At 26.3% G+C, this 26,247-nt stretch carries 25 protein-coding genes and 4 tRNA genes; 5 read left to right on the top strand and 24 right to left on the bottom strand.

The features are described 5' to 3' along the window. Positions 1–14: 14 nt before the first annotated feature. The 13 genes from ACUN06_RS05030 to ACUN06_RS04970 all read right to left on the bottom strand — a co-directional run bounded on the left by ACUN06_RS05030 (position 15) and on the right by ACUN06_RS04970 (position 13,653). Entirely contained in the window at positions 15–530 is a 516-nt protein-coding gene (locus ACUN06_RS05030; protein ID WP_291732707.1) for a hypothetical protein, read from the bottom strand. A 109-nt stretch (positions 531–639) separates the two neighbouring features. Continuing rightward, on the bottom strand, positions 640–939 hold the full coding sequence (locus ACUN06_RS05025) for a hypothetical protein (protein ID WP_291732706.1): 300 nt from the start codon (positions 937–939) through the stop codon (positions 640–642). Positions 940–962: 23 nt separating this feature from the next. Then, the gene (locus ACUN06_RS05020; RefSeq protein WP_294368547.1) at positions 963–1,346 is read right to left on the bottom strand and encodes a hypothetical protein; all 384 of its coding nucleotides are present in this window, start codon (positions 1,344–1,346) and stop codon (positions 963–965) included. 233 nt (positions 1,347–1,579) lie between these two features. Beyond that, complete coding sequence (gene yihA, locus ACUN06_RS05015; protein ID WP_291732703.1) at positions 1,580–2,176, bottom strand: ribosome biogenesis GTP-binding protein YihA/YsxC; 597 nt, start codon at positions 2,174–2,176, stop codon at positions 1,580–1,582. Continuing rightward, positions 2,166–4,499 carry an endopeptidase La gene (gene lon / locus ACUN06_RS05010; protein WP_449390166.1) on the bottom strand — a complete coding sequence of 778 codons (2,334 nt, stop codon included), beginning with the start codon at positions 4,497–4,499 and terminating at the stop codon, positions 2,166–2,168. Before lon ends, yihA begins: the two co-directional genes overlap by 11 nt. Before the next feature lie 176 nt (positions 4,500–4,675). Next, entirely contained in the window at positions 4,676–6,331 is a 1,656-nt protein-coding gene (gene lonB, locus ACUN06_RS05005) for an ATP-dependent protease LonB (RefSeq protein ID WP_294368552.1), read from the bottom strand. A gap of 140 nt (positions 6,332–6,471) precedes the next feature. Then, positions 6,472–7,767, bottom strand: a complete 1,296-nt coding sequence (gene clpX / locus ACUN06_RS05000; RefSeq protein ID WP_449390165.1) for an ATP-dependent Clp protease ATP-binding subunit ClpX — start codon at positions 7,765–7,767, stop codon at positions 6,472–6,474. Between the two features lie 35 nt (positions 7,768–7,802). Then, on the bottom strand, positions 7,803–8,399 hold the full coding sequence (gene clpP, locus ACUN06_RS04995; protein ID WP_294124961.1) for an ATP-dependent Clp endopeptidase proteolytic subunit ClpP: 597 nt from the start codon (positions 8,397–8,399) through the stop codon (positions 7,803–7,805). Between the two features lie 163 nt (positions 8,400–8,562). Further along, positions 8,563–9,840 (bottom strand): trigger factor, encoded by a 1,278-nt coding sequence (tig, locus tag ACUN06_RS04990; protein WP_449390164.1) that lies wholly within the window; start codon positions 9,838–9,840, stop codon positions 8,563–8,565. Positions 9,841–10,130: 290 nt separating this feature from the next. Then, complete coding sequence (locus ACUN06_RS04985; RefSeq protein WP_291732689.1) at positions 10,131–10,349, bottom strand: hypothetical protein; 219 nt, start codon at positions 10,347–10,349, stop codon at positions 10,131–10,133. A 412-nt stretch (positions 10,350–10,761) separates the two neighbouring features. Then, the gene (locus ACUN06_RS04980) at positions 10,762–12,039 is read right to left on the bottom strand and encodes a murein hydrolase activator EnvC family protein (protein ID WP_294368560.1); all 1,278 of its coding nucleotides are present in this window, start codon (positions 12,037–12,039) and stop codon (positions 10,762–10,764) included. A gap of 30 nt (positions 12,040–12,069) precedes the next feature. Further along, complete coding sequence (locus tag ACUN06_RS04975) at positions 12,070–13,311, bottom strand: TcaA 3rd/4th domain-containing protein (RefSeq protein WP_291732685.1); 1,242 nt, start codon at positions 13,309–13,311, stop codon at positions 12,070–12,072. Between the two features lie 6 nt (positions 13,312–13,317). Next, positions 13,318–13,653, bottom strand: coding sequence for a hypothetical protein (locus ACUN06_RS04970; RefSeq protein WP_291732682.1), 336 nt, complete (start codon positions 13,651–13,653; stop codon positions 13,318–13,320). Between the two features lie 180 nt (positions 13,654–13,833). Here ACUN06_RS04970 and ACUN06_RS04965 point away from each other — a divergent pair, with 180 nt between their 5' ends. Together ACUN06_RS04965 and ACUN06_RS04960 are read left to right on the top strand one after the other, a co-directional pair. Continuing rightward, positions 13,834–14,424, top strand: a complete 591-nt coding sequence (locus ACUN06_RS04965; RefSeq protein ID WP_291732679.1) for an ECF transporter S component — start codon at positions 13,834–13,836, stop codon at positions 14,422–14,424. Positions 14,425–14,656: 232 nt separating this feature from the next. Next, positions 14,657–14,839 (top strand): alpha/beta-type small acid-soluble spore protein, encoded by a 183-nt coding sequence (locus ACUN06_RS04960; RefSeq protein ID WP_042396270.1) that lies wholly within the window; start codon positions 14,657–14,659, stop codon positions 14,837–14,839. A gap of 81 nt (positions 14,840–14,920) precedes the next feature. Here the strand turns inward: ACUN06_RS04960 and ACUN06_RS04955 are convergent, their stop codons facing one another. The 6 genes from ACUN06_RS04955 to ACUN06_RS04930 all read right to left on the bottom strand — a co-directional run bounded on the left by ACUN06_RS04955 (position 14,921) and on the right by ACUN06_RS04930 (position 15,698). Further along, a complete protein-coding gene (locus ACUN06_RS04955) occupies positions 14,921–15,061 on the bottom strand; it encodes a hypothetical protein (RefSeq protein WP_294396844.1) in 141 nt (46 codons plus the stop codon). A gap of 9 nt (positions 15,062–15,070) precedes the next feature. After that, positions 15,071–15,196 carry a hypothetical protein gene (locus tag ACUN06_RS04950; RefSeq protein WP_294368567.1) on the bottom strand — a complete coding sequence of 42 codons (126 nt, stop codon included), beginning with the start codon at positions 15,194–15,196 and terminating at the stop codon, positions 15,071–15,073. Between the two features lie 189 nt (positions 15,197–15,385). After that, positions 15,386–15,461, bottom strand: a tRNA-Lys gene (locus tag ACUN06_RS04945). A gap of 5 nt (positions 15,462–15,466) precedes the next feature. Next, positions 15,467–15,541 (bottom strand) — tRNA-Gln (locus ACUN06_RS04940). Positions 15,542–15,544: 3 nt separating this feature from the next. Next, a tRNA-His gene (locus ACUN06_RS04935) sits at positions 15,545–15,620 on the bottom strand. A gap of 4 nt (positions 15,621–15,624) precedes the next feature. Continuing rightward, positions 15,625–15,698, bottom strand: a tRNA-Gly gene (locus ACUN06_RS04930). A gap of 186 nt (positions 15,699–15,884) precedes the next feature. Here ACUN06_RS04930 and ACUN06_RS04925 point away from each other — a divergent pair. Further along, entirely contained in the window at positions 15,885–16,034 is a 150-nt protein-coding gene (locus tag ACUN06_RS04925; protein ID WP_449390163.1) for an aldo/keto reductase, read from the top strand. Positions 16,035–16,122: 88 nt separating this feature from the next. Beyond that, the gene (locus tag ACUN06_RS04920) at positions 16,123–17,301 is read left to right on the top strand and encodes an MFS transporter (protein ID WP_291732669.1); all 1,179 of its coding nucleotides are present in this window, start codon (positions 16,123–16,125) and stop codon (positions 17,299–17,301) included. Between the two features lie 55 nt (positions 17,302–17,356). Here ACUN06_RS04920 and clpB read toward each other — a convergent pair whose 3' ends face one another. Beyond that, positions 17,357–19,957 carry an ATP-dependent chaperone ClpB gene (clpB, locus tag ACUN06_RS04915; protein ID WP_449390162.1) on the bottom strand — a complete coding sequence of 867 codons (2,601 nt, stop codon included), beginning with the start codon at positions 19,955–19,957 and terminating at the stop codon, positions 17,357–17,359. A gap of 249 nt (positions 19,958–20,206) precedes the next feature. Here clpB and ACUN06_RS04910 point away from each other — a divergent pair, with 249 nt between their 5' ends. Next, complete coding sequence (locus ACUN06_RS04910) at positions 20,207–22,273, top strand: AraC family transcriptional regulator (RefSeq protein WP_331891044.1); 2,067 nt, start codon at positions 20,207–20,209, stop codon at positions 22,271–22,273. 343 nt (positions 22,274–22,616) lie between these two features. On the opposite strand, the gene ACUN06_RS04905 is transcribed toward ACUN06_RS04910, so the two are convergent. The 4 genes from ACUN06_RS04905 to ACUN06_RS04890 all read right to left on the bottom strand — a co-directional run bounded on the left by ACUN06_RS04905 (position 22,617) and on the right by ACUN06_RS04890 (position 26,212). After that, entirely contained in the window at positions 22,617–23,879 is a 1,263-nt protein-coding gene (locus tag ACUN06_RS04905; RefSeq protein WP_449390161.1) for a helix-turn-helix domain-containing protein, read from the bottom strand. A gap of 13 nt (positions 23,880–23,892) precedes the next feature. Beyond that, positions 23,893–25,194: a helix-turn-helix domain-containing protein gene (locus ACUN06_RS04900; RefSeq protein WP_291731266.1), complete on the bottom strand. Its 1,302-nt coding sequence runs from the start codon at positions 25,192–25,194 to the stop codon at positions 23,893–23,895. Between the two features lie 165 nt (positions 25,195–25,359). Next, complete coding sequence (locus ACUN06_RS04895; protein WP_291731267.1) at positions 25,360–25,542, bottom strand: YtxH domain-containing protein; 183 nt, start codon at positions 25,540–25,542, stop codon at positions 25,360–25,362. 52 nt (positions 25,543–25,594) lie between these two features. Continuing rightward, complete coding sequence (locus ACUN06_RS04890) at positions 25,595–26,212, bottom strand: ribonuclease H family protein (RefSeq protein WP_291731268.1); 618 nt, start codon at positions 26,210–26,212, stop codon at positions 25,595–25,597. Between the last annotated feature and the right edge of the window lie 35 nt (positions 26,213–26,247).

Here is a 26,247-nt window from a genome sequence, read left to right as displayed (position 1 = left end):
CATTTTTAAATATTTTAATCATCAAATATACCATCATTATACATAGTAATTATCTTATCTATGAATTTTCCTCTTTCACCGTTAACTATTGTTCTAATTGCCCTTAACATCTGTATGTTTTCATCATTTCTTTCACCATTTATATCTAAATTCATGTTCTTATTTAAATTTTCATCATTACTATTAATCTTACCTTTTTCTTTTGAACGTTGATTGGTTTGATTATTTGAATTATTATTGATATTTCCATCTGAACTCATTGGATTGCCCATATTGCCCATTAAATTTCCTAAATTTAAATTATTAAAATCAAATCCTTGTGTACTCATTGATTGCAGTAAACTATTTATCTGATTCATATCAATATTTCCAAACATACTACTCAATAATTGATTAGGATTTATACCAAATGGTCCATTATTATATGTTGCTCTATTATTATTCATATTATTTACGTTAGCATTATTTCTATTATTTGTTGTATTCATACAATTAGTATCTCTTCCATCCTTATGCTTACGCTTGGACATATAAGTACCTCCATTTTATTTCTTTACTCTATTATATGTAATTAACTAATATATGTTTATAAAAAAGACATTTTTTTGGAGGGTCTTTTAGAACCCTCCATCCTCTTAACTAGCAGCAGCAGTTACTTTCACAGCAGCAATTGCTTCCTACGGTATTTCCTCCAAATAGATTTCCATAAGATCCACCACATAGTAAGAATAATAAAATTATTAGATATGAGCAATTATTATTAAGAAGTCCTGAACCACAAGCTATTAATAAAAATATTATTGGTGCTACACAATTATTTAATCCACCAAAAACATTTCCACAACATCCTGTATTATTCATGTTGCTTACAGCATTATTACAGCAACAAGGCTCACAACAACATTCTTGACAACAATTTTTATTTCTCTTCTTTGACATAACTCTTCCTCCTTCCTACTAAATTATAGTAGAGCTCCATTGTAGTTTGCATTACATCCATTATTACCACAACCAAAAGTACCATTACATAAGAATAGTATTACTAGTAAGAATAAATATCCTCCACCGTAAAATGATCCATTATTTGAATTGTTATTATATCCACAGCAACAATTATTTGATCCTTTATTTCCATAACAACATCCTGTATTAGCACTTCCACCTTGACCTGCATAGAATAAAATTAATAATATCCAAATCCAACTACCAAATCCACAACCGAAACCATAATTATTAGTTCCATAATTATTAGATCCATAATTGCAATTGCTTATACTTTCTGACCCTGAATAGCTAGGACAATCCATGTCATTTAATTCGTCAATCATATCATGCATACTAGGCATCTTCACATTCCTCCTAAGGATTTATTTTTTATTTTTATACTATATACTATTCCCTTTATTTTCATTTGACACTATTTTCATTTTAAGGCTAAAAAATTTTTTATTATTTTATGATAAAAAAATGGGGATGTCGCATTAAGAATAAATACTACAATATATTATGTTGATTTTTATTTTTTAAAACAATATATTGTGTATAAAATTTTTAGTGCGACAGCCCCATTTTTTTAATTCTACTTAGCTTCTTCTGATAAATCTTCAAATATATTATCTATTAACTCATCTTTTCCTTTTTTATTTAAAGATGAAAAGAAATAAAACTTATCTGTACTTCCAAGACCAAGTGTTTCTTTAATTAATTTTCTGCTTTTTCCTAATTCATTATTAGATAATTTATCACTTTTTGTTGCTATAACTATACAATCATAATCAAAGTGTTTTATCCATTCATACATCATAATGTCATCTGCTGTAGGCTTATGTCTTGAATCAACAAGTAAAATTACTCTTTTCAATTCATCCCTATCTGTTAAATAAGTTTCAATTGTTTTTCCCCAGCTTTCTTTTTCCTTCTTAGATACCTTTGCATATCCATATCCAGGTAAATCAACTAAGTAAAAATCATTATTTATTAAGAAAAAGTTAATTAATCTAGTCTTACCAGGTGTTTGAGAAACCTTAGCAAGCTTTCTTCTGTTTGTTAAAGCATTTATTATAGAACTTTTACCTACATTAGATCTTCCAACAAAGGCAATTTCATTTCTACCATCTATAGGATATTGATGTCTTTTGACAGCAGATATAATAAACTCTGAATTTTTAATTATCACTAATATCAACTCCGATTAATGCATTTTGTAATACCTCTTCTACTTTATCTGCAAATATTAAATTTAATTTGCTCTTAATTGAAGTTGGTATTTCATTTACATTTTTTTTATTTTCTTTTGGTAAAATTATTGTATCTATTCCTATTCTATGTGCTGCCAAACATTTTTCTTTAACACCACCTATAGGTAATACTCTTCCTGTTAATGTTACCTCACCAGTCATTGCAACATTACCCTTTACCTTTTTATTAGATAATGCAGATACTAATGCTGTAACCATAGTAACTCCAGCAGATGGACCATCTTTAGGAACAGCACCTTCTGGAACATGAATATGAATATCATATTTCTTATAAAACTCTTCTGATATATTATATTTATCACTATTTGCTCTTACATAGCTATAAGCTGTTTTAGCGGATTCTTGCATAACATCTCCTAATTGACCTGTTAATTCAAGTTTCCCATTTCCCTTCATAACTGCAACTTCTACTGGTAAAGTATCTCCACCATATGCTGTCCATGCTAATCCTGTAACAACTCCAACTTTATCTTCTTTTTCTTTATTTTCAAATTCATAAATTATAGGTCCTAGATATTTTTCTAAATTATTTGAAGAAATTTTAATACTTTCCTTTTTAGACTTAATTAACTCAATTATACTTTTTCTAATAACTTTGTTAATTTCTCTTTCTAATGATCTTACTCCAGATTCTCTAGTATAACCATTAATAATTTCTTTAATTGCATTATCAGATATTTTAATCTTACTTTCATCAACATTGCATTCTTTCATTACTCTTTTTAATAAATGCTTCTTTGCAATATTAAACTTTTCTTCATAAGTATATCCTGAAACCTCTATTATTTCCATTCTGTCTAAAAGTGCTCTTGGAATAGTTTCTAGAGAATTTGCTGTAGTAACAAATAAAATATTTGATAAATCAATATCAACTTCCATAAAGCTATCCCTAAATGTTTTATTTTGATTTGGATCTAAAACTTCTAGTAACGCATCTGCTGGATTTCCTTTATAATCATTGCTTAATTTATCAATTTCATCTAATAAGATTAATGGATTATTTACTTTAGCTTCCTTTAATGCATAAATTATTCTTCCTGGCATAGCACCAATATAAGTTCTTCTATGACCTCTTATTTCAGCTTCATCCTTAATTCCACCTAATGAAATTCTAACAAACTTTCTATTTAATGAATCTGCAATTGATTCAGCTATAGAACTCTTACCTACACCTGGAGGCCCTACTAAACAAAGGATTGGTCCCTTTAGTGATTTTGTATATTGCTTAACAGCTAAATACTCTAAAATTCTTTCCTTTACTTCTTGTAATCCATAATGTTCATCATCTAATACCTTTGAAACCTTATCTATATCAAAAGAATCTTTTGTAGCTTTTCCCCATGGTAAAGCTATTAACCAATCAAGGTAATTTCTAATATAATTAGCATCTCCAGAATTAGCCTTTAATAATCTATCTATTTCATACTGTGCTTTTTCTTTTACTTGTTTAGATAATTTAGATTTTCTAAGATAACTTACATATTTACTGACTTCTCTAGCTTGTTCATCTTCGCCAAGTTCTTGTTGAATAGCTTTAATTTGTTCTCTTAAAAAATACTCTTTATTACTTTTATCTATTTTTGTTTTAACCTTATTACTTATTTCTTTTTCTATTTGAACTATTTGAATTTCTTCTTCTATAAATATTAATAATTTTTCTATTCTTTCATGAACATCTATAGTTTCTAATATAATTTGCTTTTTTTCATCACTTAATTGCATGTAAGCAGCTACTAAATCTGATATCTTACTTAAATTATTTTCTTGATCAATTAAGCTTGATACTTTACTTTCATCACATTCTGTAGCATATATATATTCATCAAATGCCTTTATTAATTGATTTTTAAAAGCTGTATCTTCCTTATCTTCAACATCAGATTCCTTATCTAATATCTTTTTAACATTACATTCAAGAAAAGTTTCATTAACTATAAAGTCTATAACTTCAGCTCTTTCTATTCCTTCTACTAATACTCTTGTAGCTCCTCCTTTTGGAAGCTTAAGTATTTGTTTTATTTTACATATAGTACCTATACTATATATATCATTTTTATCTTCAGGAAGTTCAAGATTTGGATCTTTTTGAGTTACTAAAAATATATTTCCATCTTTCAACATAGCTTGTTCAAGAGATGCAACTGATTTTTCTCTTCCAATATCAAAATGTATAATCATATTGGGAAAAATAGTAATCCCTCTTAACGGTATTACTGGTAATAAAATTGATTCACTATTCATTTTCCCCCTCCATTCTAATCACCTTAAATTATTCTAACTAACTTTTTAGATTATACACATAAAATCGATTTATTTCAACTTTATGATGTATATAATATAAGCTTATCACTTTCCAGCAAAATTTTCTACATATAATAAACGACAAATACTTACTAAAAAGTATTTGTCGCTTTAATTTATTTTTTATTAGTTTTAGCTGAAAGTATATTTATGTCACTTTTTTCTATATTTAAAATACTTAAATTGAATACTTCTTTAATATTACTTACAGGAATCACTTTTATCCCCTTATAATTTAAAAAATTTTCATTCCAATTTCCACTTGGAATTATTACCTTATTTGCTCCAGCACTTTTAGCTGCTAATATTTTTGCATTGACTCCTCCAATAACTCCAACCATACCTAAAAGACTAATTTCACCTGTCATTGCAATTTTATTATTTACTGGTTTATTCAATATAGCACTATATATTGCAGTTGCAATTGCAATACCAGCTGATGGACCATCTACTGGTATTCCACCAGGTATATTTATATGTATATCATATTCATCACATTTTAAATTATATATATTATTTAATGCTGTTAATACATTTTGTATTGATGAAAAAGCTGTACTTTTTCTTTTTATTTTTTTATTATTCATTGAAAATTCTTCTTCTTCTACTATTCCAGAAACCTTAAGTTCACCTTTTCTTCCTTTTATTTTTCTTGCAGTTACTTCAATTTCCATAAGAATGCCTAAATTGGCACCATACACAGCTAACCCATTTACAACTCCTACCATAGGTTTTTTTGATACTTTCTTTTCTTCTACTTCTGTATATTGCCCATTTTCTATTACCCATTTAATATCTTCTTCTGTAATGTAGTTCCTTTCTTCATTAATTGCTATTCCAGAACATAATTGAATTAAATTAACTACCTCTCTTCCATTACTGCAAAACCTACTTATAATATTTAATCCATTATCACTTACTTTTAGTCCAACCTTGTTAATAGCCTCCTTAGCAATTTCCTTTATTTCATTTGGTTTTAACCCTCTAAAAAATACTTCTACACATCGTGATCTAATTGCTGGAATTATTTCATCTGGATTTCTAGTTGTTGCTCCAATAAGTCTAAAATCAGCAGGTAATCCGTTATCAAATATTTCTTTAATATAAGTAGGCATATTAGGATCTTCAGAACTATAATATGAACTATCTAAAAAAACCTTTCTATCCTCTAGCACTTTAAGTAATTTATTCATTTCTATTGGTTGTAATTCTCCTATTTCATCAATAAATAAAATACCTCCATGAGCTTTTGTAACTGCTCCAGCCTTAGGTTGTGGTATTCCAGCTATACCTAAAGAACCTGCCCCCTGATAAATTGGATCATGAACTGAACCAATTAATGGATCTGCAATACCTCTTTCATCAAACCTAATCGTTGTTGCATCTATTTCTACAAATTTAGCATCTTTTCCAAAAGGTGACCTTTCCCTTTTTTTAGCCTCTTCTAATACTAATCTTGCTGCTGCAGTTTTTCCAATCCCCGGCGGCCCATAAATTATAACATGTTGTGGATTTGGTCCACAAATAGCCGCTTTTAATGCTTTAATTCCATCTTCTTGACCTATTATTTCCTCAAAGCAAGTAGGTCTACTTTTTTCTGTTAATGGCTCTGTAAGCTTTATTCTTTTCATTTTTAAGAGTTTTTCCATTTCCTTTTTATTTTCTTTATCAATAACCACACTCTTAGAATTCATTGCTCTATTATTATTAAACAAATAGATAATAAATAAAATTAACATTATCATTTGCAAAATAATCATTACTTCACTCATAAATATTTACCCTACCTTTTTATAAGTTTTATTTTTATTATTAACTTTTAGCAAATCTATTATTCCAATTATTGTGATATCAAATAATATTTTCTATTTTATTAATAAAAAAATACCCCTAGATAACTAGAGGTATTCATTTAGGCAGTTTCCATGCCCTTTCTTTTTTTAGTTTTTTTTGATTTTAAAACAGGTCTAACTTCATTTTCACCTAATCTTACTAATTCAGGTAATTTTTTAAACTTAATTGACTCTTCTGTTATAATAACTTTACTTATATTTTCATCAGAAGGTACATCAAACATAACATCTATCATTAAATCTTCTACAATTGCTCTTAAACCTCTAGCTCCTGTTTTTCTTGCTATAGCTTCATCAGCAATTGCTTTAAGTGCATCATCAGTAAACTCTAATTCAACATTGTCAATTTCAAATAATTTACTATATTGTTTTACTAATGCATTTTTAGGTTGACTTAAAATATTAATTAATGCTTTTTGATCTAATGATTCTAAAGAAACTACCATTGGCAATCTTCCAACAAACTCTGGAATTAATCCAAACTTTAATAAATCTTCTGGAAGAACATTTTTTAATAATTCTCCTACATCTTTTGTTTCTTTAGATTGAATTTCTGCACCAAATCCCATTGTGCTAACTCTTGTTCTCTTTTGAATAATTTTATCAATTCCATCAAAAGCTCCACCACAAATAAATAAAATATTTGAAGTATTAATTTGAATAAACTCTTGATGTGGATGTTTTCTTCCACCTTGTGGTGGAACAGAAGCTGTTGTACCTTCTAATATTTTTAATAAAGCTTGTTGAACACCTTCACCAGATACATCTCTTGTTATTGATGGATTTTCAGATTTTCTAGCAATCTTATCGATTTCATCAATATATACTATACCTTTTTCAGCTTTTTCTACATCATAGTCAGCATTTTGTATTAATTTTAATAATATATTTTCTACATCTTCCCCTACATATCCCGCTTCAGTCAATGTAGTTGCATCTGCTATAGCAAATGGAACATTTAAGAATTTAGCTAATGTTTGTGCTAAAAGTGTCTTACCAGAACCTGTAGGACCTAATAATAATATATTACTCTTTTGAAGTTCTATATCATCATCTACCATATTTGCTTTTACTCTTTTATAGTGATTATACACAGCAACAGATAATGCTCTCTTAGCTCTTTCTTGACCAATTACATATTGATCTAAGTACTCTTTAATTTCATTAGGTTTTGGAAGAACCGTAGTGTCTAATTCTACATTATCTTCAAATTCATCTTGAATTATATCTGAACATAAATCTATACATTCATCACAAATATATACACCTGGACCAGCAATTAATCTTTTAACTTGATCTTGATTTTTGCCACAAAATGAACATTTTAACTGCTTCTTATCTTCGTATTTAGCCATAACCTCACCTCACTTTGGCATAAACATTGCCAAAATTATTTTTTATTCTTTACTATAACTTCATCAATTAATCCAATATTTAATGCTTCATCAGCGCTCATGAAATTATCTCTTTCGCACATTTGAACCATAGTTTCATAATCCACTTTACCATTAGTAGATTCGGCCATTGTTCTTGTTAAAGTTTCCTTTATTTTTAATATTCTTTTTGCATGAATATCTATATCAGTTGCTTGACCTTGGAATCCACCTAAAGGTTGATGTATCATGATTTCACTATTTGGAAGAGCAAATCTCTTACCTTTTGCTCCACTACTTAATAAAAATGCTCCCATTGAAGCTGCCATTCCTATACAAATTGTACTTACATCACAATTTATATATTGCATAGTATCATAAATAGCCATTCCTGAAGTAATTGATCCTCCTGGACTATTTATGTAAAGATATATATCTTTATCCGGATCCTCACTTTCTAAGAATAATAACTGAGCCACCACAAGATTAGCAGTTACATCATTTACTTCACCACTAAGCATTATTATTCTGTCCTTTAAAAGTCTTGAGAATATATCGTAAGACCTTTCTCCTCTGCCTGTTTGTTCTACAACGTATGGAATATAATTGCTCATACTTAATTACCTCCTTTTCTCTTTAAACCCTTTCTTATTTAATAATATATCCAACTATTCAAAAGTAATTATATTAAAATTATATAAAATTTACTTTATTTTGTTAAAGAAATATTTGAATAATTGCCAGAATTTCTTCTGGCAATTAAATTAGGTCTATTTATTATTTTCCTAGTATTAAGTTTAATGTTTTATTTCTCATTACATCAGCTCTTAATGCAGCTTGTTGACTTTGCATTAATAAGTCTACCATTTTATCATTTTCAGTTGCAGAATACATTTTAGCAACTTCTATAGCTTTTTCTTTTATTTCTTCTTCAGTTGCATCTATGTTTTCAGCTTTTTCTATTGCTTCTAAAACTAAATCAACTTTAACCTTAGTTCCTGCATTTTCTCTCATATATTCTCTCATTTTTGCTTCATCAGTTCCAGTGAATTGGAAGTATTGGTCTAAAGTTAAACCTTGATATTGTAATCTTTGTTCTAAATTTTGAACCATTTTATCTACTTCTTTTTCCACCATAACAGCTGGAATTTCAACTTTTGCATTTTCTGCAACAGCATTTATTACAGCTTCTTCATATTCTCTTTCTGCTCTTTCAGTGTTAGCTTTTTCTAACTTTTTAGTAACATCAGCTTTTAAATCTGCTATTGTTTCAAATTCTGAAGCTTCTTTAGCAAATTCATCATCTAATTCTGGTAATTCCTTTACCTTTATTTCTTTAATAGTAACTTCGAATTTAGCTGGCTTACCATTTAATTCTTCTTTACCATAATTTTCCGGGAAAGTAACATTTACTTCTACTGTATCATTAACCTTTGCTCCAACTAATTGCTCTTCAAAATTATCAATGAAAGTCTTTGAACCAATTTCTAGAGAATAATCGTGACCTTCTCCACCTTGGAATGCTTCTCCATCAACGAATCCTTTAAAGTCGATAACTGCTATGTTTCCATTTTCAACAGTTCCTTCTTCTTTAGTTTCAACTCTAGCATTCTTTTCTTGCATTTCTTTAAGCTTCTTAGAAACTTCTTCTTCAGTTACTTCATAAGTTTTCTTTTCTACTGATAATCCTTTATATTCTCCTAATTCAACTTCTGGATAAACAGTTACTTCAGCTGTATAGATAAAGTCTTTTCCTTCTTCAACTTGAACAACATCAACTTTTGGATAGTCAACTGGGATTATGTTATTTTCTTTTAATACTTCGCTATAAGATTCTTCTATTGCAAAGTTAACAGCATCTTCTAAAAGAACTCCTAATCCATAATATTGTTTAACAACGTTCATAGGAACTTTACCTTTTCTAAATCCTGGTACGTTGAATTTTTTAACATTTTTCTTATAAGCTTTTGTTAAAGCTTCGCTAAACTTAGCTGCTTCAACCTTTACTTCAAATTTAACGACATTTACATCGATTTTTTCCATTTTAGCTTCCATTGTATATTCCTCCTAAAAAAGTATCTCTTGTTTGATTAATACAACTAGCTTATTATAACATATTAAAGCTAATTTTTTCAAATGTTTGTTCATAAAAATTAAAAATCAATATATAGTTAACTCATATATTACACTATATATAATATAGTAATCTTCATCAACATTTAATAGTTTATACTTTAGATTATTTCTATAATTTGGTATAACAATTTTTTAATCATTCTAAAAATACATTTTCCCAAACTCTTCTACGCCATAATTCGACATTTTATTTTTTTAATTTTATCTTATTAACTTTTTATACAACATCCAGTATTACATCCTTTCTTCTTGCTACAACCTCCTTTATTTTTGCTACAGCATCCACCACAAGAAACAAGCCCTAACCCCCTCATTTCCTCAATTGTCAATTTAACTTCATTTTCTGAATACGCTTCATATTCAGGAGTATCTTTTAAAACATTTTCTCTTTTTTTTGTTTTCATTTCCTTATAAAAGTCACTTTTCATCTTTAACTCTTCCTTCATTTTTTCTATTTTTATACATAAAAAAATTTTTTTCATCTTTTTTTGTAAATATTATTTGATTTTATTAAATTATATTGTATAATAAAGTTATAGTATTTATAAGATACTATAATTAATAGCCCATACCACTCTATAATTTTACAAGATTATAGAGTTTTAATAAAACCCCACACAATCGCTTATTCCCTTTCTTAAGCGATTGTAATCCCTTAACCTGTGCAAGTTTTGCACAGGTGTTTTTTTTATTTTTTACTACCATAAACTTTAATAATATTAACATATTTAAATAGTATTTTCATTATATGTATTGCTTATTCAAAAGGGGATGTCGCCCTAAAACTTTTATACACAATATATTGTAGTATTTATTCTTAATGCGACATCCCCTCTTTTGTTAATAAGGTATATATTGTAAAGGATCTACAGGTTGTCCATTTATTCTTATCTCAAAGTGTAAATGAGGACCTGTACTATTTCCAGTTGAACCTACAGTTGCAATAACATCACCTTGTGATACCTTTTCTCCAACACTAACATTTAGTGTTTGAGCATGAGGATATAATGTTTGAACTCCATTTCCATGACCTAAAATAATTGTATTTCCATATCCACTAATCCATCCTGAATACTCAACAACACCACTTTTAGACGCTTTAATAGGGTCACCATAATTACCTGCATAGTCTATTCCTTTATGCAACTTGTACTCTCCAGTAACAGGATTTACTCTATAACCATAATTGCTTGTAATCCTTCCTGAAATAGGCCTCAAAAATCCACTTTCCGTTACTAAATTTCCTCCACTTCCGTTGCTTCCACTAACATTGTTAATTATTCTATCAAGTTCAGCTTCTAACTCCTTATTATGTTCTTCTATTTCAGCAATTTTTCCATTTATTTTTTCACTATTTTCTTCTAATGCTATAACCGTATTTTTCTTTTCTCTTTGTAATGCTAAAAGTTCATTTCTTTTATTTTCCTCTTCCTTTTGAATAGCAACTACTTCATTTTTAGCATTAATAATTTCACTTTGTTTTTCCTCTATAACAAGTTGATCTTCTTCTTGTTCTTTTATTTTTATTTTTATTTCTGCAACTTCATTTGAAATTATTTGTTGATTTTCTTTATAAGTTTTTATTATTTCTTTATCAAAACTTACTATTTTATTTATATTAGTTAAATTTTGAAATACCTCAAATATATTTTGACTCTTTAATATCATATAAACACATTGCCTTGATAAATCAACCTTATAAACACTTCTTATTCTAGAATCTAATAATTCTTTAAGTCGTTTTTCTTCTTTTTTCAATTCTAAAATATAATTTTCTTTATTTTCTACTTCTAATTTACTTTCTTTTATAGATAAATTTAATTTTGTTATTTCTACTTGAATATTATCTATTTCTTTTTGATAACTACTTATTTTTTTTTGAATATTATATAACTCATTTTCCTTTTCAGTAATACTACTTTGTAAATTATCAATTTCATTTTGATTTTTCTCAATTTGATTATTTATATTCGACTTTTCTTCCTCTAAACTTTGAATTTTATCTTTATTTTCATTTATCTCATTTTTTATAGAATTACTTTTTTCTGCAAAAACATAGCTTGTATTAATTGTTAATGCAATTATAACAGAATAAATAATTTTATCTTTAAAATTCATATTTTCCCCCATTATCTGTTGTTATATCTACTAATCTATATTTATCTTTTGTATTCTTATTACTTTAAATCCATTTTCTACATATTCCAAATTTAATAAAAAATAATTTTCATATTTTGTTTCTAAAAACGGAAGTAGATTTTTAGAAATGTTATAACTTGCTTTAGTTAATATACTTGCTTTATATATGTAATCCTCATATCTAAAATCACTTTTTTCAATTTCAACATTTATATTATTAATTTCATAATTATTAGAAAACAAAATACTCTTTTCATTTATGTAACTATAAATTGTATCTTTTACTTCTTCAGTACAGTTTAGTATTTCATCTTTATTTTTTTTATTTAATGCTTCAAATACTGAATTATAAAATTTACTTATATCTTGATTTATCATATTAATTAAATTATCATTTGCCATATTAATATCAAGCTTTAAATATTCTTTATTACTTATATCAACTTCTTCACTTTCTATTTTGCCCCAAGGAAACTCTTTTTTTAATTTAATTAAAATTTCTTTATCCCTTGGTATAGGCCCAAAATTAACAATATCTTTTGCTGATAATCCAGTATATTTATCATTTATAAAAACTTCAGCATCATTAAAATTAGAATATAAAGTAATATAGTTTCCATTGACATCAAGATTTATTTTTTTATTTTCAACTATACTTAAATTAACTTTTTCAGTAATATCACCGTATTCCGTTTTATAAGTATATTTTAATTCATAAATTCCTGGTATAACATCAAATTTTGCTTCATTCATTAACTTAAATTTTTTATTTCCAAATTCAACTTCAATATTATTTAAATTTGATGTAAATTCAATTTCTACAGTATTTATATTTATATAGTATCTTTTATAAAAAATATTTTTCTTAACTATAACTTTAAAAGCACCATATCTTCCCTCTGTTCTTAATCCATTTATTAAATTTGTTATTTTTTCTTGATTTTCATTATAATAGTTAATTAATGGTTCTAATTCCTGCTCAGAAACTTTTTTTTCATTAACCATTACAAATTTAGAAATTCTTACTTTATTTTCATTTAATAGCGCTTCATTTAATTTATCTATAATCTTATCTTGATTTAAATTAATTAAAAAAAACATACTAACCAACATAAATATAATAAATGAAAATAAAGAAACAACTATAAGCTTATTTTTTTTAATTATTTTCTTTATATTTACTGTAAAATTACTTATATAAAACTTTATTTTTTCTGTTATATCTTTAAAGCTATTATTTTTTGATATCATTAATAATTACTCCAATATATCTATTATCCATTTCCCACAATCTACACATTTATATAACCTAATTACAAATAAGTCCATAACTCCACTATTTAATTGATTATTTTCTTTTGCCTCTTCCATAGTTATAAATTCATCATTTTGATTTATAAATCCTTGAATTTCAACTATGTAATTTTTTTTAGTTTTATTACAACATTCGTTTTCCCCAACGCACTCAATTTCATCATATTTTAAATTTTCTTGTAATTCCTCAATTATTGCAATTATATCCTCATATTCATTTATATTGTCTAGAAAATCCTCTTTATTAAAACTTAATCCATCGATAGTAAATAAATTCATTTTATCCTCTCCTTATATAATTAATTTACACTTTCATAATATAATATTAATATCATCATATTCAATATTTTCTTTTATGATTTTTAATATTATTTCTTCATCATTTTAATAATACTTGAATATTTTCCATATTTATATTAAATTTAAAATTGAACATTATTTTTATGAGGAGAGAAACAAATGAAAAGAAATACTAATTCTAGTAATAAAACTAGAAGGCTTGTTCTTATTGGTGCATTAGGTGGAATTTCTATTTTCCTTGGTATAAGTGGCTTAGGATTAATTCGCTTACCAATTTTTAGTCTTACAATAATGCATATTCCTGTTATTATAGGTGCATTATTAGAGGGTCCTATTGTTGGTATTGCTGTTGGATTAATTTTTGGTTTATTTTCAATGTATCAAAATATCACAGCACCTGGTTTAACTTCATTTATCTTTTGGAATCCTATAATTGCATTAATTCCTCGAATATTAATTGGAGTTATCAGTTATTATTCATTTAAATTATTAAAACATAAAATCAAAAATACTGGAATATGCGTTGGAATTTCAGCAATTTTAGGTACTTTAACTAATACAGTTGGAGTTTTAGGTTTAACTTATATTCTTTATCTTGATAGATATGCACAAGCAAGAGAAATTTCAAGAGAAGCTGTTGCAGGAACATTACTTACTGTTGGATTAACAAATGGAGTTCCTGAAGCTATAGTATCAGCTCTTATAACAGTTCCAATAGTTGTTACTATGTTAAAATTTAAAAGAAAATAAACAATCTTATTTAATACACACTAATTAGAGGTGTGTATTTTTTATTTTAAACATATTTAATTATTTTTATAAAAACTTTCTTCCACATCTTACTTAATATATTCCTTTTTTCCTTTATTTCCTTTACTTTAATAGATTATATAAATTCATATTACACATAATACTAGTGTAAGTAAAAATTAATTACTTACAAATAAAAATAAATATTAATTTATTTAAAGGAGGGTCTTTTATGGCTCAAAAGTTAGTACCAGAAGCAAAAAACGGATTATCAAAATTTAAAAATGAAGTAGCAAGCGAAATGGGTGTTCCTTTCACAGACTACAACGGTAACTTAACTTCAAAACAATGCGGAAGCGTTGGTGGAGAAATGGTTAAAAGAATGGTTGAACAATACGAACAAGGAATGAAATAACTAACTAAAAAACCAAATAAGTTAATAAAAAATAGAGAGTGAAGCTCTTGTTTCACTCTCTGCCCATTTTTATTTTTTTAATTATATTATAACTTCTACTCCATAATGCTCTGAAATAACCTCTTCATTTTCCCCATTTAAAATAACATTCGACTTTAAAACATCTATTTTCTTATTTACAAGAATTAAATCTAATCTTTTATCTTCACTTTGTGATTCCAAGCTTGCAATTTAACCTTTAACAGTAACCCCGTTATCTTTGACCTGAACTAAAGTATAAGTATCTATTAACCCATTTTTTATTAAATAATCATATCCTTCATCTTTTGCATATGCATTATTATTAAAATCACCCATTATAAAAGAAAGTCTTTGATTATTTAATAGCTTATCTGCTTGATATTTAAAAGGTTCTATTTCATCATTCCACCATCCTGTATGACAGCTATAAAAATTTATATTTTCATTATTAACATTAATTGTAATACTTATATATTAATCCATTTGAAATATAAAAAAGCAACTAAGAATTTTCTTAGTTGCTTTTGGTTGCTTACCCAGGAATTTAATCCCGGGCACCTTGATTAAAATTCAAGTGATCTACCGACTGAGCTAGTAAACTAAAAATGGCAGGGATAGCAGGATTCGAACCTACGAATACCACAGTCAAAGTGTGGTGCCTTACCGCTTGGCGATATCCCTATATGGGGTGAACGATGGGACTCGAACCCACGACAACCAGTGCCACAAACTGGCGCTCTACCAACTGAACTACGTTCACCATATGGAGCGGGTAGTGGGAATCGAACCCACCTTTCCAGCTTGGAAGGCTGGAGTATTACCGATATACGATACCCGCACATCTACTACGTTGTTTAGTATATTATGCTTGTCGATATTTGTCAACACTATTTTTTTCATTTTTTTATTTATTTTTTTTAGCAGTTTATTAACATAGACTTATAATATCCCTGAATGATATAATATAAATGATTAATTAACAATTCATATCATGGAGAGGATTATATTTATGAAAGAAATAATAATGTCGAATGGTAATATTAAAGCATCCGAAATAGGTCTTGGCTGCATGAGACTTTCAACTATGAATAAAACTTCAGTTAACAAACTAATTAATACAGCTTTAAAATGTGGTATTAATTTTTTTGATCATGCTGATATTTATGGAAAATGAAAATCAGAATAAATTTTTAGTGAAGCACTTACCATGTCTTCATCCTTAAGGGAAAATATAATATTAAACAATTAAATATGGAGGAATAATGAAAACTAAAAATAAATCATTAATATTTATTATACTTTTAACTATATTTAGCTCACTTACATTTAATATGGCTCATCCTGTCACACCAATGTTTATAACTAATCTTAAGTTACCTACATTTATGTTTGGATTGTTCTTTGCAGCTATGTCAATAGGAAATTTTATTGGTTCACCATTTTGGGGATCTTTATCTGATAAAAAAGGAAGAATTAAATTTTTAATTTATGGTGCTTTAGGATATGGAATTAGCCAACTTGGATTTGGTTTTAATACAAACCCAATTATAATATTAATTTTTAGATTTACAGGTGGATTTTTTGTAGTTAGTTATCTTACTGTATCAATGGCATACTTAACTGACATTACAAATAAAGAAAACAGAGTTAAGTTTATCACTTATTATTCTGCTGCAAATACTATTGGTTGTGCATTTGGCTCTTTACTTGGTGGAATAATAGGAAATAATAATTTTAAATATACATTTTTATCACAATTTATATTTTGCATTATATTAGCTACATTAGTTTACTTTTTATTAGAAGAACCAGTTAACGAAAATAATTTAAATAAAACTACTAATTATAATAATAAAAAAATAAATTTTTCTACAATTTTAACAAAAAACCTTATAATTATGCTTTTATTAGTTACTGCTTTTTATTTTGCTTCAACAAGTTACAATTCAAGTATAAATTACTATATTGAAGATGTACTTAACCTTCCTCCAACATTTATAGGTGGGTTTTTAGCAGTTGTAGGAATATTAGGATTCATAGCAAATTTAACTTTTACCCCTTTACTTGCTAAACACTTTAAAGAAGTTAATGTTTGTAAGGTTATTACTCTTTGTCTTAGTATATCCTTAAGTTTAATGGTACTCTTTAAAAATACTACTTTATTTTTAACTTTTGCTATAATATTCACTACTTTTGCTAGTATACATATACCTTTACAACAAAGTATAATTACTAAATTATCAAAAGGAAATTATGGTTCCTTAATGGGAGTACTTAATTCATCTAAAGCAATAGGACAAGTTACTGGTTCACTATTAGCAGGATTCATATTTGATTTAGGAAATAAACTTCCATTCCTTATTTCCGCTTTAATAATATTAATTGCATTTATTATAATGCTACCTATGAACTCAAATGTAACTGAAAGTAATATTGTTTAAAATATAATTTGAAAAGGGTAAAACTTACATATTTAAGTTTTACCCTTTAACTTTATTATTCAGATTTAATGATTATTTCATTATCTTTGCCATCAATTACAACATGAGAGCCATAATTAACATCTCCAGTAATTATCATTCTTGCTAATTTATTTTCTAAAGTATTTTGAATATATCTCTTAAGTGGTCTTGCACCATAAACTGGATCATATCCCTCAACAGCTAAAATATGCTTAGCTTCTGGAGTAATATCAAGTGTAATATTTCTATCCTTTAATCTATTAGCTACTTCACCTACAAATATATCAATAATCTTAGTTATTCCTGTTTCAGATAATGGCTTAAACATTATAATATCATCAACTCTGTTTAAGAACTCTGGTTTAAATCTCATTTTCATTTCATTCATTACTTCTTCTCTTATTTGTGGATCTATACCATCTTCACACTTATTTTCTAAAAGATAGCTACTTCCTATATTAGAAGTCATAATAATAATTGTATTTTTGAAATCAACTGTTTTACCTTTATTATCTGTAAGTCTACCATCATCTAGTATTTGTAAGAACATGTTAAATACATCTTCATGTGCCTTTTCAATTTCATCAAATAATATTACACTATAAGGCTTTCTTCTAACAGCTTCTGTTAGTTGCCCACCTTCTTCATATCCTACATATCCTGGAGGCGCTCCAACTAATCTTGATACAGCATGCTTTTCCATATATTCAGACATATCAATTCTTATAATATTTTCCTCTGAGTCAAAAAGATTTCTTGCTAAAGTTTTCGCAAGTTCTGTCTTACCAACCCCTGTAGGACCTAAGAAAATAAATGAACCAATTGGTCTATTTATATCTTTAAGACCTGCCCTTGCTCTTAAAATTGATGAAGTAACTGATTTAATAGCTTCTTCTTGACCAATTACTCTCTTTTCCATTTCAGATTCAAGTCTTAATAATTTTTCTCTTTCTCCTTCAAGCAAGTTATATACTGGAATTCCAGTCCATTTAGATAAAACTTGTGAAACTTCTTCTTCAGTAACTTCTTCTTTTAATAAAGCGCCTTCATAATTCTCTTTAACTTCAACTTCCATTTGTTCAATAGCTGATTCTAAACTAGGAATTTCACCATATTGAATTTCAGCTGCTTTATTATAGTCATATTGTCTTTGAGCTACTTCAAGATTTCCTCTAGCTTCATCAAGCTTCTCCTTTAATTCTTTTAATTTTAAAATAGCTCCCTTTTCTCTATCAAATTTAGCTGTCATTTCATCATTTTTAGCTTTTAATTCTGAATATTCCTTTTCCAAAGCTTCTAATTTCTTCTTAGAACCTTCATCTTTTTCTCTTGTTAAAGCTTCTTTCTCTATTTCAAGCTGTACAATTCTTCTTCTAATTGCATCTAATTCTGCTGGTAATGAATCTATTTCTGTTCTTATCATAGCTCCAGCTTCATCAATAAGGTCAATAGCTTTATCTGGTAAATATCTATCTTGAATATATCTATCAGAAAGTTTTACTGCTGCAACTATAGCAGAATCATGAATTCTAACTCCATGATGAATTTCAAACCTTTCTTTTAACCCTCTTAATATTGAAATTGCATCTTCTACTGATGGTTCATCAACAATAACAGGTTGAAATCTTCTTTCAAGTGCTTTATCCTTTTCAATATATTGTCTATATTCATCAAAAGTTGTTGCACCTATACAATGCAACTCACCTCTTGCAAGTAATGGCTTAATTAAATTACCTGCATCCATAGCACCATCAGTTTTACCAGCTCCAACTATAGTATGAATTTCATCTATAAATAATATAATTTTACCTTCACTGTTTTGAACTTCCTTTAAAACAGCTTTTAATCTTTCTTCAAATTCACCTCTATATTTAGCACCAGCTATCAATGAACCCATATCTAAAGAAAATATAATCTTATCTTTTAACCCTTCAGGAACATCTCCTCTTACTATTCTTTCTGCTAAACCTTCAACAATAGCTGTTTTACCAACACCAGGTTCACCAATTAATACGGGATTATTCTTAGTTCTTCTTGAAAGTATTCTAATAGTTCTTCTAATTTCCTCCTCTCTTCCTATTACTGGATCTAATTTATGCTTTTTAGCAAGTTCAACTAAATTAGTACCATATTTAGCAAGAGCATCATAAGTTCCTTCTGGGTCTTGTGTATCCACTCTTTGATTTCCTCTTACTTCTGATAATACCTTCATAAAACTATCTTTTGTTATGTTGTATTTGTTTAAGATTTGTTTAGAAGGTCCATTTTTATCAACATCAATTATTGCTAATAGCAAATGCTCTACACTAATATAAGAATCTCCAAACTTTTTAGCTAAATCATCAGCTTTTATAAGAACTTCATCAACTTGTCTTGTAATATATACACCTGAACTATTTGCACCTTCACCCATAACCTTTGGCATTTTATCTAATGCATTTTTTATATCTACTTTTAGCAACTTAACATTTATGCCCATTTTAGTGAATATATTTGGTATTAACCCATCATCAGCTTCTACTAATGCAGCAAATAAATGAATCACATCAATTTGTTGGTGATTATATTTTACTGCAATTAAATTTGCATCATTTAATGCTTGTTGCACTCTTAATGTCATTCTCTCAACATTCATTCATTCTCACCTCTTATTAGTATTTTTAACTTTAATTTGATTTTAATACAAAAGTCAAAGAAAGTCAAAGTAAATTTTATTAAAAATTTTACATTTTTATTATACGCTATTTTTCCCATATTTTTCTATTAATTATAATAATTTTTTCTATATTTTATTATAACAAATTTAAAATTTATTTTTTGTTTTTATTTGGATTTATTGTTATAATATTTACAAAATAATTTAATATAGAATTGAGGTGAAATTTTGAGAAAAGAATATATAAAATACCCCTTTGATTTACCAATAAAAATTTCGTATTTAAATATAAAAAATTATCCTATTCATTGGCATAATTCAATGGAAATTATATATATATTAAAAGGTTCATTGCATATAAAAATTGATACTGATTCCTTTATGTTAAATGAAAAAGAAGTTGAAATAATAAATTCAGACGAAGCTCATGAAATTCAAGGAAATGGTGATAATAAAGTTTTAATTTTCAATATAGACCCTTATTTCTTCAGCAAATATTATAAGGATATAAATAATGTATTTTTTTATACTAATTCTAGTAATATTGAAAATCAAAATGGTATTGAATATGATGAATTAAAAATATTACTTTCAGAAATACTTTGTGAATATGTTCAAAAACTTGAAGATTATGATGAGGAAATTGAAGAATTATTAAGAACCTTACTTTACCACCTTATTAATAACTTTCATTATCTAACTCATGAAAAAGAGGAATTAAAAGAAAAAACTGAACAACTAGATAGGTATCATAGAATTGCAAAATATATATTTAATAATTATAACAACAATATAACTTTACAAGAAATTGCTAAAAAAGAGTTTTTAAGTCCACACTATCTATCTCATGAAATAAAATATGCTACTGGATATAGCTTCACAGATTTAATTAATTTAACAAGAGTAGAGGAATCAATAAAATTACTTTTAGATAGCGATATGAGTATTTCTGAAATCTCAGAAGAAATAGGCTTTTCTCATGTTAGATATTATAATAAAAACTTTAAAGTCTATTATGGTTGTACCCCTCTTCAATATAGAAAGAAAAATGTAACTACAGAAAAATTATATGAAAACTCTAAACAACTTACTGAACTTTCATTAAAAGATGCCTTAGATTCATTATCATATAGTTTAGATAATTACAGTAGATTTAATTTTGAAAATAAACTTTGGAATGTTCATGTTGATATGGATAAAATAATTAAACCTTTTGAAAAAATTTTTAAAGAATGTATTAACTTAGGAGAATCTTTTGACCTTTTAATTGAAGATAATAAAGATATATTGGAAGAAATACAAGAAGAAATACACTTTGAGTATGGTAGACTTGAAAAAATGTTTCATAGTGATATGGGTATATTTTTAGATTCTGATTTTTATAATTGGAATAAAGCTAAAGGAGTTTTAGAATTTTTATCTACTATTTACATTAAACCTTTAATTTTATTAGATAATCTAGATTATTCCTTAGAAAAATATATAAATATATTAACTAGTTTTATTGATTATTTTGAAGAATTAGATATAGTTGATATAACTGAATTTAAATTTCAATTTGATTCTAGATTATCATTGCCAATAAAAAATAAGTTACGTGAATTTATAACAACTAACTATAACTTAACTGTATCAAATGACGATTTTTTAGTTACTTCTCATTTAAACTCTATTTATGATACAGCTTATATGTTGCCATATATAATTCATAACACTATTTTTAAGAAAAATTCATTAACTTTTTTAAAAGCATTTGACGTTTTAGAAAAAGAAATTAATATAACTAATGAAGTATTTATCGGTGCTCCAGGAATAGTAAATGATATGGGAATTAGAAAACCTTCTTATTATGCCTATTATCTTTTAAATAAACTTGGAAACAATATAGTTTCTTTAGATGATGGTTACATAGTTACTAAGGCTGAAGATTATTATGCAATACTTTTATATTCTCATAATGATAATGTATCTTCTTTAGCCTGTTATGAAGATGTTTATCAAAAAGGTGGCGTAAAAAAATCCTTTGAAAGAAAATATTCTCTTAATATAGTAAATATAAAAAACTCATCGAGAATAATCACTTATGAAGTAAATGAAATAATTGGTTCTTCATTTAACTACTGGCTTTCCATGGGGTCTCCAGATAGATTAAGCAAAGAAGAAAAAGAAATACTTCATAAGGCATCTTATCCAAAAATAGAATTTAAATATGCTAAAAAAAGTTCTGTTTTAAATATAATAACAGAGCTAAAAGGATATGGTGCCAAGTTAATTGTACTTAAAAATATTAAATAATGTACTGAAAACACCTTTTTTAGGTGTTTTTATGTTTTCTTTTCTAATTTATATATATTTTTTTTATACTTATTGTACAAAATCTTAAGCATTTACGTGAATATAATATTTTTCTTCTTATTATATACTAAAAATATAAATATAAATTATAAGAAAAGAGGTATTTTCATGAGAGGACTATTTTTTAATCCATCCTTATTAAATCACACTAAATCAAAGTGGGCATTTTGGATTTGGATGTCTAATTTATTACATCACACAAACTAAATAATTATTATGAAGCAATTTAAAATATTATATAATAAAATGGATAGAGATTTTTATTTACTCTCTATCCATTTTATTATAGCTTCTTTTCTATTTGTATTGCTAATGTAAAATACTTTATTGATTCTTTTAATTCATTTAAATTATAATATAACTCTGCCATTTCATTATATCTCTTATACTTTTCTTCGTTGTTAGCAAATCTTAATAAAAAATCTGTTGCTAAATTCATATACATTTCTGCTTGAATGTAATCATTAAGCTTTTGATGTATCATTCCTTTAAAATAATATGCTTTTTCTATTAATCTTTCATCATCAATATCAATAGCTAAATTTAATGCTTCGCTTATATAACTAAATGCTTCATCATATTTATTATTTTTATATAAAATATCTATACACTTAATTAAAAACTCTCCACATCCTCTTACATCTTCTCTAGGATATATTTTAGCAGCATCTTCTAATTCTATTAAAGCTTTATCATCTTTATGAACCTTAAAGTATATATCTCCATTTTCTGCTTTAAATTTTGCTAATACCTTCATATCATCCTTTTTATAATTTAATGCAATATTTAAATATTTATCTGCTTCTCCTATATATAATAAAATATTAACTATTGCAAATTCATGATAATAATCACCTTTGTCATTATCATTTTTAAATAAAGCTTCTTTATCTATTATCTTTTTTAAACATTTATATGATTCTTCTATTAAATTTATATTTTTATAACAAATACCTTCATAAAAACATGCATATATATATTTATCATCAAATTTAATTTGATCTTTTTCATAAATTTGTATTATTCTTGAATAATAGCTAATAGCCTCATGATATTCCTTGGTCTTAACAAAAAACTCTGCCATATCACTATAATAAATAATAATTTGCTCATTATTAGTAGCATGTTGATACAAATCAAAATATTTTGATATTAGCAATTGTAATTTTTCAATTTTGTTATCTTTAATATATAATTTAAATAAAATATGTATTAATTCTAAAGCTAAATCATTAAAGTTATATCTAAAAGAATAATCTAAATTATATTTAATAATACTTTCTATTTTTTCTAAGGAATGTTTAGATTTTTTTACACTTTTTATATTATCTTTTATTTGCTCATAAACATCTTGAACTAAATAACTATAATCAATTTGTAATTTATCAGAAATATATTTTAAACATTCATCATCAGCTTTTATCTTTCCATTTTCAATACAACTCATCTTAGAAATCGAAATTTCTTCACCACATAATTCTTTTAATGTAATTCTCTTATAGATTCTTGCTCTTTTTATTTTTTCTCCTGTTGATAATATTTCCATAGCTCCCCCTAATTTAGTTATTTAGTATACCTAAATTTCTAAATATCTTAATACCTTCATTTAGATATTTAGCTGCTTCATAATCTTTTTTAATCCCTATGTAATATCTACCTAAAAGTATTGATAATTCCGCCATTTTCTTATAAAGACCATTTGCTTTAGCTAAATTAAATGTTTCTAACAATATATTTTCTGCTTCATCTTGCATTTCTTTAATAATATATGCTCTATACCAAAATAAATTTTGTTCTATTACCTGTTCAATATTTGTTTCATCAATTAAACTTCTTATTTCTTCTAATACTTTTTCACACTTTTCTATTTCCTTAATTTTAATATATCCTTCACAAATATTAAGCATTGTTTCTACTACATCTTTATCGTTACTTCTCATCCTTATTTGCTTTGCAGTATTATAATGCTTAAATGCTTCCTCTATATTATCAAACTCAAAAAATAATTTACCTAAATTATTTTCAATACTTGAAACATTCTTTTCTGTTTCTAATTCCTTATATACCTCTAATGACTTTTTAGAATATTTTATTGCATTTGCAATGTCTCCCTTTTTGTTATATTCCTTAGATAATGATATTAATGACTTACCATATTCTCTTCTATCTTGAACTTGTTCAAACTTTTGCTTTGCTAAAAAAGTATACTCTAAGGACTTATTTGTATCATCTATTTTAAAATAACTTTCAGCCATTTCATAATATATTTCTCCTAATAAAGAATCATTTCCAATATCATTATATAAATATACCTTTTCTGCTTGTTTTAAATAACTTATTGCAGAATGATATGCTTTTAAGCTTAATGCTATTTTTCCTAAGTTAAGAAACGTCTTTATAATTTGTTCAAAATTATTTCTTTTTATAAATATAACATTTGCAGATAAATATAATTGTTGAGCTAATACTAATTCATTTTTTGCATTGCATATATTTGCTCTTAAAAATAAATTTTTTGCTTTTCTATATTCTAACTTATATTTTTCTGCATAAAATAATGCATTTTCTATATGTTCCTCAGCACTAATATAATCTTCATTTAAAATATATGTTTCTGCACTTTGTTCATAATATATGCATATTTTTTCAGCCTGAGTTTCTTCTGATTCCATTAAATATTCTACTGATGTCTGTAGAGCATTTGCCAAATACTCTAATAAATCCATAGATGGATTTGATCTCCCTGACTCAACTAAACTAATTTGTCCTGGTGTAATTCTATCCCCTGCTAAGTCCTTTAGTGTCATTTTCTGTTCTTTTCTTCTTCTTTTTATCTTTTCACCTAAAGTAAGTATCTCCATGGCATAATCTTCCTTTACCAACATTTATATTAATTGCAAATTTTATTTATATTACTTATTATACCATAAAAAAAACAAAAAAATATTTTTTTTGACTTTTATATTCAATTATATTTAAAACAATTAAAAAAACTGTTATAGAATACCATAACAGTTTTAATTATTTTAATTAATATAATCTAAAATATTATCATATGCGTCCTCAGCTACTCCTTTAATTTTCCTCCTTGTTTTTCTTATATTTCTTTGAGTCTTTCTATCTAACTCTGGTAAAACCATTATTCCTATTGCAACACCAAAAATAGTTCCTATTGCTAAACTTTTAATTACTTTTCCCAAAAATAACACCTCTTTTTTATTTTTCTAAAAATAGTATGTGTATTTTTTTTCAAAATAATCATCATTTTATCCCTAATGCCTCTTTAGCAAGTTTATCTGCTAAATCATTATATTTATGTCCTGAGTGACCTTTTATTTTTTTAAATCTTATATTTATTTCCTTCATTTTATTTTGCATATATTCATTATATTCAGAAGTTATTTTATTATTTCTTTTCCAAGTTCCTAATGCCCATGATTCAATCCCTTGATAATCATATGCTATTGTAACCTCTTTATAATTATTATTAATAGCAAATTCCACAGCCATTTTTGCTCCTAATACCTCACCAGATACATTTCTTAAAGCAATTGCTTCTTTATCAAATCCAATTCCTTTATCTTCATAAATTATCTTTCCATCATTAACAGCAACTAATCCATAAGAAAAATTCCCTTTATCAACAGTAAAACTTCCATCTACATATATAAACAATCCACTTTCACTTTCTTCATCTTGAATATTTTCTAGTTTCTTTCCTTGTGAATTTAGTGAAATAAACTCTTTAGCTTCTTTTTCAGTAGTAAAGCTTTTATATATAGCCCCCTTAAATCCTATTACATCCTTTTTACATTCATCCCATGAAGTATAAATTTTAGGTATTACTGATTTCCCCTTATAAACAGCATAATATTTCAAAATATATTTTCTCCTTTTTCATAATTATTTACTAC

The sequence above is a fragment of the Clostridium sp. ETTB3 genome, from assembly GCF_053571985.1.
The sequence above is the reverse complement of the archived record's forward strand: the minus strand, read 5'-3'. Positions and strand labels throughout refer to the sequence as shown.

Bases quoted from the DNA above. Each gene is read 5' to 3' on its own strand.
- ACUN06_RS05025 (WP_291732706.1), bottom strand. From the start codon at position 939: ATGTCAAAGAAGAGAAATAAAAATTGTTGTCAAGAATGTTGTTGTGAG.
- ACUN06_RS04900 (WP_291731266.1), bottom strand. From the start codon at position 25,194: ATGGAGATACTTACTTTAGGTGAAAAGATAAAAAGAAGAAGAAAAGAA.
- tig (WP_449390164.1), bottom strand. From the start codon at position 9,840: ATGGAAGCTAAAATGGAAAAAATCGATGTAAATGTCGTTAAATTTGAA.
- lonB (WP_294368552.1), bottom strand. From the start codon at position 6,331: ATGAGTGAAGTAATGATTATTTTGCAAATGATAATGTTAATTTTATTT.
- ACUN06_RS04920 (WP_291732669.1), top strand. From the start codon at position 16,123: ATGAAAACTAAAAATAAATCATTAATATTTATTATACTTTTAACTATA.
- clpX (WP_449390165.1), bottom strand. From the start codon at position 7,767: ATGGCTAAATACGAAGATAAGAAGCAGTTAAAATGTTCATTTTGTGGC.
- ACUN06_RS04980 (WP_294368560.1), bottom strand. From the start codon at position 12,039: ATGAATTTTAAAGATAAAATTATTTATTCTGTTATAATTGCATTAACA.
- ACUN06_RS05020 (WP_294368547.1), bottom strand. From the start codon at position 1,346: ATGCCTAGTATGCATGATATGATTGACGAATTAAATGACATGGATTGT.
- ACUN06_RS04975 (WP_291732685.1), bottom strand. From the start codon at position 13,311: ATGATATCAAAAAATAATAGCTTTAAAGATATAACAGAAAAAATAAAG.
- ACUN06_RS05030 (WP_291732707.1), bottom strand. From the start codon at position 530: ATGTCCAAGCGTAAGCATAAGGATGGAAGAGATACTAATTGTATGAAT.
- ACUN06_RS04905 (WP_449390161.1), bottom strand. From the start codon at position 23,879: ATGGAAATATTATCAACAGGAGAAAAAATAAAAAGAGCAAGAATCTAT.
- clpP (WP_294124961.1), bottom strand. From the start codon at position 8,399: ATGAGCAATTATATTCCATACGTTGTAGAACAAACAGGCAGAGGAGAA.
- ACUN06_RS04985 (WP_291732689.1), bottom strand. From the start codon at position 10,349: ATGAAAAGTGACTTTTATAAGGAAATGAAAACAAAAAAAAGAGAAAAT.
- clpB (WP_449390162.1), bottom strand. From the start codon at position 19,957: ATGAATGTTGAGAGAATGACATTAAGAGTGCAACAAGCATTAAATGAT.
- ACUN06_RS04925 (WP_449390163.1), top strand. From the start codon at position 15,885: ATGTCGAATGGTAATATTAAAGCATCCGAAATAGGTCTTGGCTGCATG.
- ACUN06_RS04965 (WP_291732679.1), top strand. From the start codon at position 13,834: ATGAAAAGAAATACTAATTCTAGTAATAAAACTAGAAGGCTTGTTCTT.
- ACUN06_RS04950 (WP_294368567.1), bottom strand. From the start codon at position 15,196: ATGGGTGATTTTAATAATAATGCATATGCAAAAGATGAAGGATATGAT.
- ACUN06_RS04960 (WP_042396270.1), top strand. From the start codon at position 14,657: ATGGCTCAAAAGTTAGTACCAGAAGCAAAAAACGGATTATCAAAATTT.
- ACUN06_RS04970 (WP_291732682.1), bottom strand. From the start codon at position 13,653: ATGAATTTATTTACTATCGATGGATTAAGTTTTAATAAAGAGGATTTT.
- lon (WP_449390166.1), bottom strand. From the start codon at position 4,499: ATGAATAGTGAATCAATTTTATTACCAGTAATACCGTTAAGAGGGATT.